The sequence below is a fragment of the Candidatus Halobonum tyrrellensis G22 genome (assembly GCF_000495475.1).
GTDB classification, from domain to species: domain Archaea; phylum Halobacteriota; class Halobacteria; order Halobacteriales; family Haloferacaceae; genus Halobonum; species Halobonum tyrrellense.
Window position 1 is genome coordinate 119,973 of the sequence record NZ_ASGZ01000028.1, and the last position, 14,472, is coordinate 134,444.

Sequence of the window (14,472 nt, forward strand, 5' to 3'; positions counted from 1 at the left end):
GGGCGGTGCGAGCGACGCGGACGGCCCGGGGGAGGGCCGGACGCGGACGTCGGCCGGGTTCAGTCGTCGGCCGCCTCGGTCTCGCCCTCCTCGCTCTCGCCGGCGGGGGTGCGTGCCACGCCGATGGTGACGCTCACGCCCTCGACGTCCCACTCCTCGACGAGGTCGAACTGCGGCGCGTCCGGGTCGAACTCGTCGGTGTCGAGGTGGCTCGCGCGGACCTCCTCGGCGACGTACGCGCGGTGCTCCTCGACGAAGCCGGCGACCCGGTCGTCTTCGACGTCGACCGACACGCGGATGGTCTCGTCCACCTCCAGGTCGAGGTCCTTCCGCATCTCCTGGACCCGCCGCACCACGTCGCGGGCGTACCCCTCCGACTCGATGTCGTCGGTGAGTTCCGTGTCGACGTACACCGCCCCGCCGCCGTCGCCGGGCTGGCGCGCGCCGTCGTCGACCGCGGCGCCGTCGAACTCGGCGCTCACGACGCCCTCGGGCGCCTGCGAGTGGAACGTCACCATGCCGTCGTCGAGTTCGTACGTCTCGCCGTCGACGGCGACCGACAGGCCCTCGCCGGTCTCCAACTCCGCGCGGACGGCTCCCTCGACCGCCTCCATCACCCGCTGGGCGTCGCCGCCGAACGCCGGGCCGAGCTTCGACATCTCGGGTTCCGCGACCTCGACGAGTTCGCCGTACGACTCGACCACCTCGATCTCGCGGGCGTTCACCCGGTCGGCGAGCAGGCCGCGGAGGTGTTCGACGGACTCGCGGGTCGCGGCGTCGTCGCTCTCGACGACGACCCGGGTGACGGGCCACCGGAGCTTCCGGCCGGCGCGCTGGCGCGCGTTCGCGGCCGCCTCCTCGACGCCCCTGAGCACCGCCATGTCGCGCTCCAGTTCCTCGTCGCGGAGCGTCTCGTCCACCTCGGGGACCGACAGCTGGTGGACCGTCGTCGCCGCGCCGTCGAGGTGCTGGTACATCCGCTCGGTGAGGTACGGCGCGTACGGCGCGAGCAGGCGGGTCACCTCGTCGAGCAGGGTCGACATCGTGGCGTACGCGGCGCGCTTGCTCGGCGAGTCCTCCTCCTCCCACATGCGCTCGCGGATCGCCTTCACGTAGAAGCGCGACACGTCCGCGGTCACGAAGTCGAGCAGCGCGTTGAGCGCGTCGTCGACGCGGTAGTCGTCCCACGCCTCGTCCATCTCGGCTTTCACGCTCTGGAGCCGCGAGAGCACCCACTCGTCGACCACCGTGAGCTCGCCGTCCCCGAGGTCCGCCTCGGCGGGGTCGTAGCCGTCGAGGTTCATGTACGGCAGCGGGAACCGGAACACGTTCCAGAGGATGTTGAGCGTCGACTGGGTCTCGTGGAGTCCCGCCCACTCGAACGCGAGGTCCTGTCCCTGCTGTTCGTGGCTCAGCAGGTAACACCGGAGCGGGTCGCGGCCCACCTCCTCGATGGCCTCCTGAGGGGTGACGATGTTGCCCCGCGACTTGCTCATCTTGGTGCCGTCGCCGAGCGTGGTGAACCCGTGCATCAACACCTCGTCGTACGGCGCCTCGCCGAGCGCGGCCGTCCCCATCCCGAGCTGCGACCAGAACCACCCGCGGGTCTGGTCGTGCGCCTCGATGATCAGGTCGGCGGGCCACAGTTCCTCGAACGCCGCCTCGTCGCCGGGGTAGCCGATGGTGCCCAGACTCGCCACCGACGAGTCGAACCAGACGTCGAACACGTCGGGCACGCGCTCGTACCTCGTCCCGTCTTCGGTGATGGTGAGGTCGTCGACCGACGGCCGGTGGAGGTCGATGCTGTCGGGGTCGATATCCTGGTCCACCCGCTCGGCGAGTTCCTCCCTGGTCGCGACGACGAGCAGGTCTGCGGCGTCGTAGTTCTCCTGCCCCTCGGGGACCCAGATGGGGAGGGGGATCCCCCAGTAGCGCTGTCGGGAGATGTTCCAGTCGGGCGCCTCCTCGACGAAGTTGCGGAAGCGGCCGTCCCGGGCGCCCTCCGGGTGCCACTCGCTGGTCCCGATGTTGGTGAGGAGTTCGTCTTTGATGTCGGTGATCCGGATGAACCACTGGTCGGTCGCGAGGAAGACGATGTCCGTGTCACACCGCCAGCACTGGCCGTAGCGGTGGCGGTGGGTGCCCGACGCGAGCAGCAGCCCCTTCGCGTCGAGGTCCGCGATGATGTCGTCGTTGGCGTCGCGGACGAACGTGCCCGCGTACTTGCCCGCTTGGTCGGTGTAGACGCCGTCGCCCCCGACCGGCGAGAACACGTCCAGCCCGAGTTCCCGCCCGCGTTCGAAGTCCTCCTGGCCGTGGCCGGGCGCGGAGTGGACAAGCCCGGTGCGGTCGGCCTCGACGTAGTCGGCGGTGTACACCTGGCCGGCGCCCTCGAAGTCGGGGTAGTCGGGCACCTCCTCGGCGAGGGGGAACTCGTACTCCCAGCCGACCAACTCCTCGCCCGAGAACTCGTCGACCACCTCGTAGTCGTCGTACCGACCCTCCTTCAGCGCCCCCTCGACGCACTGCTCGGCGAGGTACAGCGTCTCCGTCTCGCCGTCGCGTTCGGCGCGGACCTGCTGGTAGGTGAGGTCGGGCGAGACGGCGACGAACGTGTTCGCGGGGACGGTCCACGGCGTCGTCGTCCAGACGACGAGGTTCCCCTCGCGTTCGCGCAGCGGGAACTTGACGTAGATGCTGGGCGACTCTATCTCGTGGTACTCCACCTCGTTGTCCGCGATGGCGGTCTCACACCGCGGACACTGCGAGATGGCGCGCTTGCCCTGTTCGACCAGCCCGCGGTCGTGGACGCGCGCGAGCGCCCACCACGCCGCCTCCATGTACTCCGGCGAGACGGTGCGGTAGGGGTCGTCCCAGTCCATCCACGCGCCGATGGACTGGAAGTCCTCGTCCATCTTCTGTCGGTTGCGCTCGGCGAACTCGCGACACTCCTCGATGAACGCCTCCATGCCGAACTCCTCGATGTCACGCTTCGTCTCGAAGCCGAGTTCCTGCTCGACTTTCGTCTCGATGGGGAGGCCGTGCATGTCGTAGCCCGGCCGGTCGGTCACGTCGTGGCCCTCCATCCGCGTCCGGCGGATGACGGTGTCCTTGAGGGTCTTGTTCCACGCCGTCCCGAGGTGCATCTGGCCCGTGGTGTACGGCGGCCCGTCGACGAAGAAGAAGGAGGGGTCGTCGGCGTGTGCCGCCTTCGCCGCCTCGTAGGCGTCCGTCTCGTCCCACCGCTCGGAGACGGCGGATTCGACCGCCTCCGGGGCGTACTGGTCCGAGACCTCCTGGTCGTCCATATCGGGGGAAATCCCCGCGCGTACATCAAGTCGGTGGTCTCGCAGAGCGTCTGCCGGGTGAGCGACGCGAACGAGGCGGACGGCACGACGGCGGCGCGGCCCGAGGCCGCGCCGCCCACCGAGAGTGCGTCCCCGGGACGAGCGACCGGCGGGACCGAGTCGAGCGTCGAGCAGACGAGCGGCCGGCGGCCGGGCTACTCGGTGTCGGTCCCGGAGACCGACAGTCGGTCGAACACCACGAGGACCGGGTCGGCGAGCAGGTATGACGGGGCGACCACTATCACGAGGAGCGCGACGGCGGACGCGACTCCGGCGAGGACGCTCTCGGGGAACGTGAATCGGTTACCGCGATACCGATACTCCCTCGCCGGGTCGAGCGGCCGCTCCGACCGCGCTCCCGACGGCGGGCGCCCGCCCCGGAACGGTATTGTGTGCGGCGGGGGAGATGCGAGTGGAGATGTCCAGCAAGGCCACGTTCGAGTTGTACCGGGACAGAGCCGAGGAGTGGCGGTGGCGACTCGTCGCCGCCAACGGGAACATCATCGCGGACAGCGGCGAGGGGTACCGGTCGAAACAGGGGGCCAAGCGGGGGATAGCGAGCGTCAAGGCGAACGCCGACGGGGCCGACGTCCGGGTCGTCGACGACGGGTGACCCCCGGGGTGTCGTTTCGCAGGCGGCGCACCGCGTTCGCGCCCCCGCCGGCGAATTCGGCGGTCTCGGGCCGGGGAAGCGCGGATCGGCGGGTGACCCGGTCGAGCGGCGATCCCGGACACGCAGCGGCTGTCCCCCCGAGAACTGTACGTCTCGCGAATATCTTGTGTGTTATACGCCGGAGAATCGTGTACGTGGCTGAATGAGGAGCTCAGATGTCAGCGGTTGATCGCTTCCGCCACCCGCTCGTCGCCGTTCTCGTCGCCCTGGTGTTGACCGTCCCGTGGATCGGGACGTTCCTCTCGTACGGCGGGTACGGAACGGTACACCCCGGGGAGAACGTCACGCCCGTCACGGCCGTCGTCGTCGCGGGACTCGCCATCTTGGGCGCGGCGTTCCTGCTGGCGTGGGCGGCCGAGACCGCCGAGAAGGACGTCCCGCAGGCGTTCGCGATCGCGGTGCTGGCGGTGCTGGCGGTGGCGCCCGAGTACGCCGTCGACGCGCTGTACGCGTGGGAGGCCGGCACCGGGTCGATGGAGGCGGCCAACCTCGCGGTCGCGAACATGACCGGCGCGAACCGGATCCTCATCGGGTTGGGCTGGTCGGGGATCGCCCTGTTCACGATCTACCGTGCGAAGCGCACCGACGACGCGGCGGTCGAACACCGCTCGGGATTTCTCGCGGACGTGGTCGGACTCGACCGCAAGATCTCCACGGAGATCGCGTTCCTGCTCGCGGCGACGGCGTACGCGTTCTTCGTCCCCCTCGGCGGCGGCGTCGGACCGCTCGACACGTTCGTCCTCGTGGGGCTGTACGTGCTCTACCTCCTCGTCATCATCCGCGGCGACGTGGCGGCGTCCGAAGAACACGTCGGCGTCCCCGCGTACTTCCAGCAGTGGTCGAAGGTGCCGCGGATCGCCGTCGTCTTGGCCGGGTTCGCGTTCTCGGGTGCGGTCATCTTCACTGCCGTCCACCCGTTCGCCGAGGGGCTCGAACGGCTCGGACTCCAGTACGGCATCCCTCAGTTCTTCATGATCCAGTGGCTCGCGCCGCTCGCCTCGGAGAGCCCCGAACTCATCGTCGTCGCCTACCTCGTGAACAAGGCGCGGTCGACGGCGGGGTTCAACGCGCTCATCTCCTCGAAGCTCAACCAGTGGACGCTACTCGTCGGGACGCTCGCCGTCGTCTACTCGATTTCGGCCGGCGCCGTCGGTACCCTCCCGTTCGACTCGAAACAGGCCGCGGAGATCTGGATCACCGCCGCCCAGAGCCTCTTCGCGGTCGCGATCCTGACGAACTTCGAGATCAGCGTCCGCGAGGCGGTCGGACTCCTCGTCCTGTTTCTCACACAGGTCCTCGCCGAGTTCTACGTGATCCGGACGTACGCCGAACCGGCCGCGACGGAGGTCAGCATGACCATCCTCTACGCGTACACGGCGGTGTACGTCCTCCTCGGCGTCGGGCTGTTCGCCACCCGCCGGGAGAGTCTCCGCCGACTCGGCAGGCGGACAGCCTCGACCGCTCGGGCGGCCCTCGGGAGCGGCTCCGGATCGGCGGAACGCGTCGACTGAGCGGCGGTGCCGCCCCGCGGTGCGCTCCGGCGACGGTGGCCGGGTCGGGCACGCCCCGACGCGGTTCGGCTACTCCTCGGCCGACTCCGCTTCCTCCCCGTCGAGGAAGCCGTGGTACGGACAGACGTACTCGTCGCGGATTATCTGCTCGTCCATGATCTCCAGTCCGAGTTCGTCGAGGTCCTCGCCGATCCGCGTCAGGTCGTCGTGGTCGGTTCCGATGGCGTTGACGTACACGTTGCGCTGGCCGGTCATGACCTCCCGGACGGCCGTGACGCCCTCGACGTCGCGGGCGCGCTTGGCGAGTTCCCCCCGCTCGGAGACGGGGGCCGTACAGATGATCTTGGTGTACAGCGGGTAGCCCGCCCGGTCGTAGTCGATGTCGACGTGGTAGCCGCGGACGATACCGTTCCGTTCGAGTTCGCCGAGACGCATCCGGACGGTGCTCGACGAGAGGTCGAGTCGCTCCGCGATGTCGCTCGACGACGTGTGACGGGCGTCCTGTTGGAGGTGGTACAGGATGCGCCGATCGGTCGAGTCCAGGTCGCCGTCTTTCATCCCCTCGAAGGTGGGGGAGGACCACTATTGCTCTTCGCCTCCCCGCCGCGCCGGCCCGCGACCGCCGCCCGCCGCCCTATGACGACGGAACCGGTATATCAAGGACTTTATTTGACGAACTGTTACTCGAACCGGCTAGTTTATGCGGTTCCGTTATCTAAGTTCGGTCGCCGGACCAACTCGCCGTGCCATCCCACAGTCCCATGAACCCGAATCCGAATTCGAACCCGAACGCCGACTCGACCCGACCCGACCCGCCGCCCGCGGACGCCACCGCCGACTGTCACGTCCTCGGCGGCGGCGGCGTCGGCGCGACCGCGGCTCGCCGACTTCGGGCGGCCGGACACGCCGTCAGCGTCGTCGACGAACTGCACGACCCCTCGGAGACGACCGGCGTCCGCGGGGACCCGGCCGACCCCCGGACGCTGGTCGAGGCGGACGTACCGGAGGGGGCGACGGTCGTCGTCGCCACGGCCTCCGACCGACGGAACCTGCTGATCGCACAGCTCGTCCGCGCCCACCTCGACGCCGCGCGGATCGTCGTCCTCGTCAACGACCGGGGACGGCTCGACGCGTTCGCGGCGGCCGACTACGAGACCGTCTGCGCGACGACCGCGCTCTCGGACGGGCTGGTGGACGTGGTGGGCGAGGCATGAAGGAACTGGAGCGCGACCTCGGACTCCCGTCCGTCCTCGCCATCAGCGTCGGCGCGATGATCGGCAGCGGCATCTTCATCCTGCCGGCGCTGGCGCTCGAGATAGCCGGCCCGGCCGTCATCGTCGCGTACCTCCTCGCGGGCCTGCTCGTCGTCCCGGCGGCGCTCTCGAAGTCCGAGATGGCGACCGCGATGCCCGAAGCCGGCGGAACCTACATCTTCATCGAGCGGGGGATGGGACCGCTGCTCGGCACCGTCGCCGGCGTCGGCACGTGGTTCTCGCTGTCGTTCAAGGGCGCGCTCGCGCTCGTCGGCGGCGTCCCGTACCTGCTGTTGCTGTTCGACCTGCCGTTGAAACCGGTCGCGCTCGGACTCGCCGGGCTGCTCATCCTCGTGAACGTGTTCGGCGCCAAACAGACCGGGCGGCTCCAGCTCGGCATCGTCGTCGTGATGCTCGCGGCGCTCGGCTGGTTCGCCGCGGGTAGCGCACCGAGCGTCGAGGCGGCCAACTACGCCGGCTTCTTCGACGCGGGCGTCGGCGGCCTGCTGGCGGCGACGGGGCTGGTGTTCGTCTCGTACGCCGGGGTGACGAAGGTCGCGAGCGTCGCCGAGGAGGTCGAGTCGCCGGGCCGGAACATCCCCCTCGGCATCCTCGGGTCGCTCGTGTTCACGACCGTCCTGTACGTCGCCATCGTCGCGGTGCTCGTCGGCATCACCGACCCCGGGAGCGTCGCCGGGTCACTCACGCCCGTCGCGGTCGCCGCCGAGGTGACGCTCGGGGAGGCGGGCGTCGTCGCGGTCATCCTCGCGGCCATCCTCGCGCTGATCTCGACGGCCAACGCCGGCATCCTCTCGTCGTCGCGCTACCCGTTCGCGATGAGCCGCGACGGGCTGGTGCCGCCGTCGCTGTCGTCGGTCAGCGAGCGGTTCGGGACGCCCGTCGCGTCGATCACGCTCACGGGCGCGGTGCTGCTCGCACTGATCGCGTTCGTCCCGATCTTGGAGATCGCCAAACTCGCGAGCGCCTTCCAGATCATGGTGTTCGCGCTGATCAACGCGGCCGTCCTCGCGTTCCGCGAGGGGACCGCGGAGTACGACCCCGAGTTCAGGTCGCCGCTGTACCCGTGGATGCAGCTGTTCGGCGTCGTGACCGGCGTCCTGCTGCTCACGCAGATGGGGACCGTCGCGCTCGTCGGGGCGGCCGTCATCGTCGCGGGGAGCGTGCTCTGGTATCTCGCGTACGTCCGCCCGCGGGTCGACCGCGAGGGCGTGGCCGCGGGGGTCATCCGGCAGCGCGCCAGCAGACAGGCGCTCACGGCCATCGACGCCGCCCCGACCGCCACCGAACGGACGAGCGGGTCGGACGGGAACGACGAGGCGAGCGGTCGCCACGAGGTGCTCGTCGCGCTCACGAAGGAACTCGACGCCGACCGGGAGCGCTCGCTGGTCGCTCTCGCCGCGGACGTGGCCCGCCCGCACGACGGTCGGGTGGTCGTCGTTCGGTTCGAGGAGGTACCCGACCAGATGCCGCTCACCGGGGACACGACCGTCCAGTCGTCGTCGGACGTCTCCTTCGAGACGCGGATGGACGCGCTCGCGGCCGAACTCGACGTCGATATCGAGGCCGACGAGGTCGTGAGCCACGACACGAAACACGCGGTCGTCAACCTCGCCGCCGACCGGGGCGTCGAGACGGTCGTCGCGGAACACGAGCCGCTGCGGCTCCGCTCGCGGCTGTTCGGCGACCCCATCGACTGGGTGGTCCGGCACGCTCCGTGTGACGTCCTGCTCGTCGACAACCTCGGGTACGAGACGCCCGGAGAGGTCGCCGTCTCGACCGGGGGCACCCCGTACTCGCCGCTCGCGGTCTCCGTGGCGGAGGCCGTCGCCCTCGCGAACCGGGGACGGCTCTCGCTGTGGCGGCCCGGCCGGGACGGCGGCACGGGTCGCGACGGCGCCTCGACGGAGTACCGGTCGGGACTGTCGGAACTCCTCTCCGTTCCCGTCCGCGAGGAACCGGTCCGGCCGGACGGCGGCCGACCGCCGACCCCCGACCTGCTGGTGCGCCGCGGGGCCGGTCTCCGGCTCCGGGACGCGCTGTTCGACGAACGGCCGGCGTTCCCCAGCCCCGGCTGTACGACGGTCACCGTCTACGCCCGCGAGTCCCGGCGGCCGGGGCTGGCCCGACGGCTCGTCGAACGGGTCGTCTTCTGAGCCGGTCGCGGCTCGGGGACGTTCTCCTCGTCGTTCCCCCTCGCGGCTCCCGCCTCCGTCGGCGTCCGCTCCCGGTGTACGGGTTCGCCGTCTCCCGCCCGGGGGGGACGGGTCGACGGAGCCGCACACGGGTCGGTTTTCCGTCGGGGGCCGCTACCGCGAACGTGGCGAGTCTCACCGAGACGCACATCGAGAACCGCGAACGCATCCAGCCCAACGACACCAACAACCACGGCAGCGCTCACGGGGGGAAGATCATGCACTGGATGGACGAGGTCGGCGCGATGTCCGCGATGCGTCACGCGGGCGAGACGTGCGTGACCGCACACGTCGGCGACCTCGACTTCAAGCGTCCGGTTCCGGGGGGCGACACCTGCGTGATCGGCGCGTACGCGTACGCCACCGGCAGGACGAGCATCCGCGTCCGGATACGGGCGTTCCACGAGGACCCCACCACCGGCGACCGCGAACGGACGACGGACGCCTACTTCGTCTTCGTCGCCGTCGACGCCGACGGCGCCCCGACGCCCGTCCCGGACCTCGCCGTCGACACGGAGCGGGGGGAGGAGCTCCGAGCCGCCGCGCTCGCCGACGAACCGAGGGGCTGACCCGCGGACGCGGGACGGCTCACTCCGGCTCCGCGACGGTCACGACGGGGACGGGCGCGGAGCGTACGGTCTCCTCGGCGACGCTACCGAGCAGGATACGGTCCGTGCCGCGCCTCCCGGTCGTCCCCATCCCGACGGCGTCCACGTCGTTCGACTCGATGCTGTCGGCGATCACTTCGATGGGTGACCCGTGTTCGACGTGGCGGACGGTGTCGACCCCGTGTGCGTCGGCCGTCGAGACGACGCTCTCGACGGCGTCGGCCGCCGCCGTCTCGTTCTCCTCGCCCGCGCTCGCCGACCGGGAGGCGAGTCCGAGGGCGGTGTCGTCGACGACCGACAGGACGTGTACGGTCGCGTCGAGCGCCGCCGCGAACTCGACGAGGTGCTCGGCGGCGTACGCCGCGGCGGCGCTCCCGTCCGTCGGGACGAGGACGTCCTCGTACGGGAACGCGAACGTCTCGTCGGGGCGCATGCGGGCCGTCAGAACCGGGACCGACGAGAGCCGGACGACCTTCTCGGTGACGCTCCCGTTGACGTACCGCGAGACCCCCTCGCGGCCGCGGGTCGGCATCGCGATCAGGTCGTGGTCGTACCGCTCGGCGTACTCGACGACCGTCGGCGCCGGGTCGCCCTGGACGACGTCGGTCTCGTGTGGGACCCCGAGCGTCTCCAGCGTCTCAGCGGCCTCGTCGACGACCTCTTCTCCCCGTTGGACGAGTCCGTCGACGGTCGAGCCGTCGACGACGGTGACGCTGTCGCGGGCCGTATCGGCGACGTAGAGCACCCGAACGGTCGCGTCGGCCCAGTGGGCGATCTCGCCGGCGTGGTGGAGCAGTTCGGCCGCGCCCTCGCTGCCGTCGAACGGGAGGAGGATGGTGTCGTACATGGCTCGGTGGGGGCGGTACGGTGGCGACGCGTATGGGTCTTCACCCGCCGGAAGGCGCTGCGGGGGCACACCGACCCCGCCCGAGGCTCCCGCGGGGCCCACTCCCCCGTTCGGCGCCCACCGGGGAGCGCCGCTCAGTCGGTCTCGCCTCCGCCCGCCGGCGGCCGTCCGCCGACCGGGTCGGCGGCGTCGCGGTCGACGGTCAGCCGGACCTTCTGGATGCGGGTGTTCTCCACCTGTTCGGCCCGCAGCGTCACGTTCTCGTAGTCGAACTCCTCGCCCTGTTCGACGAGGCGGCCCGCCCGGTTGAAGGTGAACCCCGCGATGGTCTCGAACTCCTCCCCCTCGGGCAGGACGATGTCGAGCGCCTCGTTCACCTCGTGGACGTTGACCGAGCCGTCCACCACGGCCGTGTCGTCGTCGACGAACTCGATCGGGTGGTCCTCGTCGGCCACCAGTATCTCGCCGACGATCTCCTCGGTCACGTCCTCCATCGTGATCAGCCCCTCGGTGGTGCCGAACTCGTCGATGACGACGACCATGTGCATCCGGTTTTCGCGCATCTCCGAGAGGAGTTCGTCGACGTTCTTCGACTCGGGGACGTGCAGCGTCGGGGCGGCGACCTCCGCCACCGTGAGGTCGGCGAAGGCGTCGGAGTCGGACTCCCGCAGGTCGCGGATGTCGAACACGCCGGTCACGTTGTCGAGCGACCCCTCGTACGCCGGCAGGCGGGCGTGGCCCGCCCGGATGCACTCCTCGATCGCCTCCTCGACGGTCGCGTCCGCGGCGATGCCCGTGATGTCGAGGCGGGGGGTCATCACCTCCTTGGCGGTGGCGTCGGTGAACCGCAGGGTGCGCTGGAGTATCTGCCGTTCGTCCTCGTGGAGGATCCCCTCGCGCTCGCCCGTCTTGATCATGTTCCGGATCTCGTCGCGGGTGACGTACGACGACTCGATCGACGAACTGCCGCCGGTGAGCCGGTTGACGGCGCTCGTCAGGTAGTAGAACAGGGTGATGAGCGGCCACAGCACGGTCCCGACGAACTTCAGCCCGGGCGCGACGGTCCGCGCCCACGAGTCGGTGTTCTCGACGGCGTACGACTTGGGCGCGCTCTCGCCGAACAGCAGGACCATCGACGTGATCCCGAGCGACGAGACGAGGACCGCCGTGCCAGCGTCGAAGTAGAAGCCGACGACGGTGGTCGAGATGGAGGACATCGTGATGTTGACCATGTTGTTCCCGACGAGGATCGTCACGAGCAGGCGGTGGGGGTCCTCCTTGAGCGACTTGACCAGGCGCGCGCCGCGTTCGCCCTTCTCGACCATCGCGTCCACCTGGTGGGCGGGCAGCGAGAACAGCGCGATCTCCGACGACGAGAAGAACCCCGACCCCATGATCAACAACAGGATCATGACGACGCCGACCAGGGTGACCTGTGTCCGTCCCAGTTCGGTTCCGAGGACCGGCACGGTGTACTGGGCGACAGCGGTCCCCAGCACTGCTGTGAGTGCGGATGATCCCATCGGTAGCCGTACTCCCAGAACGGAATTAATCCTTATGAACCGGATGGACTCCCGACGACCGACGCTTATATGTGTCTAACGGGACGGGAGACCTCTCCGACTTCCGCGGCCGGTTCGCGCACGGGACCGCGCGGCGGGTACGGCAGCCTTGACCGCGGCTCACCCCCGCGGTGGAAAGCGGTAAACCCCCCGCAGCCGAACGCGCCGGCATGAGCACGGACGCCATCGAGTTGACCGTCCGGGGCGCGGCCAAGCGGGACGCGGGGCGGGGGATCGCCCGGCTGCCCGAACGCGCGATGAGCGCGCTGGGCGTGCTCTCGGGCGAGACGGTCCGGATCAGCGGCGGCCGCGACACCGTCGCGAAGGTGTGGCCCGCCGGCACGGACGCCGAACCCGGCGAGATCCGGGTCGACGCCGAGACGCGCGCGAACGCGGACGTGAAGATCGGTACGACCGTCCGGGTCGAAAAGGAGCGGGTCGCCGAGGCCGAGTCCGTCACGCTCGTCGCGCCGGCGGCGCTCGACTCGGTCGACATCGACGGCGAGACGCTCTCGCGGGCGGCGAAGCGCGACCTCGACGGCCGGCCGGTGCGGGCGGGCGAGCAGGTCCGGCTCTCCCATCTCGGCGGCAACGTGTTCGTCGTCCGCGAGACGCTCCCCGAGGGGTCCGTCCGCGTCACCGACGAGACCGACGTCACCGTCGAACGCCGCGGCGGCTCCGACGACGGCCCGGTCAGCATCGACGTGACCGGCGGGGGCGAGTCGGGGTCGACCTCGACCGACCGGTCGGGCGGGGCGAGCGGCCGAGCGGGTGCGAGCGGAACGGGCGGAGCCGACGGGCGGAGCGGACCCGGCGCGAGTGGCGGGGTCGACGACGGGGACGCGCCGACCGCGGCCCGGCCGACGGGCGACATCACCTACGAGGACATCGGCGGGTTGGACGAGGAACTCGACTTGGTTCGAGAGACGATCGAACTCCCGCTTTCGGAGCCGGAGGTGTTCACCCGCCTCGGCATCGACCCGCCGAAGGGCGTGCTGTTGTACGGCCCGCCGGGGACGGGGAAGACGTTGATCGCGAAGGCCGTCGCCAACGAGGTGGACGCGACGTTCATCTCGGTGTCGGGTCCCGAGATCACCTCGAAGTACAAAGGCGAAAGCGAGGAGCGCCTCCGCGAGATATTCGACCGCGCGAACGAGGAGGCACCCTCCATAATCTTCTTCGACGAGATCGACTCGATCGCGGGCCAACGCGAGGACGAGGGCGGGATGGAGAACCGCGTGGTCGGGCAACTGCTGTCGCTGATGGACGGCCTCGACGCCCGCGAGGACGTGGTGGTGATCGGCGCGACCAACCGCGTCGACGCGATCGACCCCGCCTTGCGCCGCGGCGGCCGGTTCGACCGCGAGATCGAGATCGGCGTCCCCGGCGAGGCGGGCCGCCGCGAGATCCTCGACGTCCACACCCGACGGATGCCGCTCGCAGCCGACGTGGACCTCGACAGGCTGGCGGCGCGCACCTACGGGTTCGTCGGCGCGGACGTCGACTCGCTCACGACGGAGGCGGCGCTGACCGCGCTCCGGCGGACCCGCCACGACGACGCCGACGCCGACCTCGGGACGGTGGAGGTGACCCGCGCGGACTTCGAAGACGCGCTGTCGTCGGTCGAGCCGAGCGCGATGCGCGAGTACGTCGCCGAACAGCCGTCGACCACGTTCGACGACGTCGGGGGACTGCACGACGCGAAGGCGGCGCTCGAACGCGCGGTGACGTGGCCGCTCCAGTACGGCCCGCTGTTCGCCGCCGCGGACGCCGCCCCGCCGACGGGCGTGCTGTTGCACGGCCCGCCCGGGACGGGGAAGACGCTGCTCGCGCGCGCCATCGCGGGCGAGTCGGAGGTCAACTTCATCCAGGTGGCGGGTCCGGAACTGCTCGACCGCTACGTCGGCGAGTCCGAGAAGGCGGTCCGGGAACTGTTCGAGCGCGCCAGACAGGCCGCACCCGTGATCGTCTTCTTCGACGAGATAGACGCCATCGCGGGCGACCGCGACTTCGCGGGCGACTCCGGCGTCGGCGAGCGGGTGGTCTCACAGCTCCTCACCGAGTTCGACCGCGCGGCGGAGAACCCCAGCCTCGCGGTGCTCGCGGCCACGAACCGGAAGGACGCGCTCGACCCGGCGCTGCTGCGACCCGGGCGCTTGGAGGACCATGTCGAGGTACCCAAACCCGACGGGGAGGCGCGGCTCGCCATCCTCCGCGTCCACACCGGCGAGAAACCGCTCGCGGACGACGTCGACCTCGACGCGGTCGCGGCGCGGACCGCGGGCTACTCCGGCGCGGACCTCACCGCGGTCGCGCGCGACGCGACGATGCGCGCGGTCGAACGCGTCGCCGACGAGTTCGGCGACGAGGCCAACGACCACGCGGAGGCGCTGTCGGTCACGATGGCCGACTTCGAGGCGGCCGTCGAAGCGGTCGACCCGAACGACTGACGCCGGGT

10 protein-coding genes are annotated in these 14,472 nt (G+C 70.5%); 6 read left to right on the forward strand and 4 right to left on the reverse strand.

Features of this window, described 5'->3' with window-relative positions; genetic code table 11:
• Positions 1–59 precede the first annotated feature (59 nt).
• Positions 60–3,308: an isoleucine--tRNA ligase gene (gene ileS / locus K933_RS08640; RefSeq protein WP_023394334.1), complete on the reverse strand. Its 3,249-nt coding sequence runs from the start codon at positions 3,306–3,308 to the stop codon at positions 60–62.
• A gap of 457 nt (positions 3,309–3,765) precedes the next feature.
• Here ileS and K933_RS08645 point away from each other — a divergent pair, with 457 nt between their 5' ends.
• Entirely contained in the window at positions 3,766–3,960 is a 195-nt protein-coding gene (locus K933_RS08645) for an HVO_2922 family protein (protein ID WP_049947730.1), read from the forward strand.
• A gap of 215 nt (positions 3,961–4,175) precedes the next feature.
• A complete protein-coding gene (locus K933_RS08650) occupies positions 4,176–5,531 on the forward strand; it encodes a sodium/calcium exchanger protein (RefSeq protein ID WP_023394336.1) in 1,356 nt (451 codons plus the stop codon).
• Between the two features lie 69 nt (positions 5,532–5,600).
• Here the strand turns inward: K933_RS08650 and K933_RS08655 are convergent, their stop codons facing one another.
• Complete coding sequence (locus K933_RS08655) at positions 5,601–6,089, reverse strand: Lrp/AsnC family transcriptional regulator (protein WP_023394337.1); 489 nt, start codon at positions 6,087–6,089, stop codon at positions 5,601–5,603.
• A gap of 203 nt (positions 6,090–6,292) precedes the next feature.
• Between K933_RS08655 and K933_RS08660 the strand changes: the two genes are divergently transcribed.
• From K933_RS08660 to K933_RS08670, 3 genes are all read left to right on the forward strand, one after another.
• Positions 6,293–6,745 (forward strand): NAD-binding protein, encoded by a 453-nt coding sequence (locus K933_RS08660; protein ID WP_023394338.1) that lies wholly within the window; start codon positions 6,293–6,295, stop codon positions 6,743–6,745.
• A complete protein-coding gene (locus K933_RS08665; RefSeq protein ID WP_023394339.1) occupies positions 6,742–8,958 on the forward strand; it encodes an amino acid permease in 2,217 nt (738 codons plus the stop codon). Before K933_RS08660 ends, K933_RS08665 begins: the two co-directional genes overlap by 4 nt.
• 164 nt (positions 8,959–9,122) lie before the next feature.
• A complete protein-coding gene (locus tag K933_RS08670) occupies positions 9,123–9,566 on the forward strand; it encodes an acyl-CoA thioesterase (protein WP_023394340.1) in 444 nt (147 codons plus the stop codon).
• Between the two features lie 19 nt (positions 9,567–9,585).
• Here the strand turns inward: K933_RS08670 and K933_RS08675 are convergent, their stop codons facing one another.
• On the reverse strand, positions 9,586–10,452 hold the full coding sequence (locus tag K933_RS08675; RefSeq protein ID WP_023394341.1) for a universal stress protein: 867 nt from the start codon (positions 10,450–10,452) through the stop codon (positions 9,586–9,588).
• A gap of 134 nt (positions 10,453–10,586) precedes the next feature.
• On the reverse strand, positions 10,587–11,975 hold the full coding sequence (locus tag K933_RS08680; protein ID WP_049947716.1) for a hemolysin family protein: 1,389 nt from the start codon (positions 11,973–11,975) through the stop codon (positions 10,587–10,589).
• A 209-nt stretch (positions 11,976–12,184) separates the two neighbouring features.
• Between K933_RS08680 and K933_RS08685 the strand changes: the two genes are divergently transcribed.
• A complete protein-coding gene (locus K933_RS08685) occupies positions 12,185–14,464 on the forward strand; it encodes an AAA family ATPase (protein WP_023394343.1) in 2,280 nt (759 codons plus the stop codon).
• The last annotated feature ends 8 nt before the right edge of the window (positions 14,465–14,472 follow it).

Bases quoted from the DNA above. Each gene is read 5' to 3' on its own strand.
- K933_RS08675 (WP_023394341.1), bottom strand. From the start codon at position 10,452: ATGTACGACACCATCCTCCTCCCGTTCGACGGCAGCGAGGGCGCGGCC.
- ileS (WP_023394334.1), bottom strand. From the start codon at position 3,308: ATGGACGACCAGGAGGTCTCGGACCAGTACGCCCCGGAGGCGGTCGAA.
- K933_RS08685 (WP_023394343.1), top strand. From the start codon at position 12,185: ATGAGCACGGACGCCATCGAGTTGACCGTCCGGGGCGCGGCCAAGCGG.
- K933_RS08655 (WP_023394337.1), bottom strand. From the start codon at position 6,089: ATGAAAGACGGCGACCTGGACTCGACCGATCGGCGCATCCTGTACCAC.
- K933_RS08645 (WP_049947730.1), top strand. From the start codon at position 3,766: ATGTCCAGCAAGGCCACGTTCGAGTTGTACCGGGACAGAGCCGAGGAG.
- K933_RS08650 (WP_023394336.1), top strand. From the start codon at position 4,176: ATGTCAGCGGTTGATCGCTTCCGCCACCCGCTCGTCGCCGTTCTCGTC.
- K933_RS08680 (WP_049947716.1), bottom strand. From the start codon at position 11,975: ATGGGATCATCCGCACTCACAGCAGTGCTGGGGACCGCTGTCGCCCAG.
- K933_RS08665 (WP_023394339.1), top strand. From the start codon at position 6,742: ATGAAGGAACTGGAGCGCGACCTCGGACTCCCGTCCGTCCTCGCCATC.
- K933_RS08660 (WP_023394338.1), top strand. From the start codon at position 6,293: ATGAACCCGAATCCGAATTCGAACCCGAACGCCGACTCGACCCGACCC.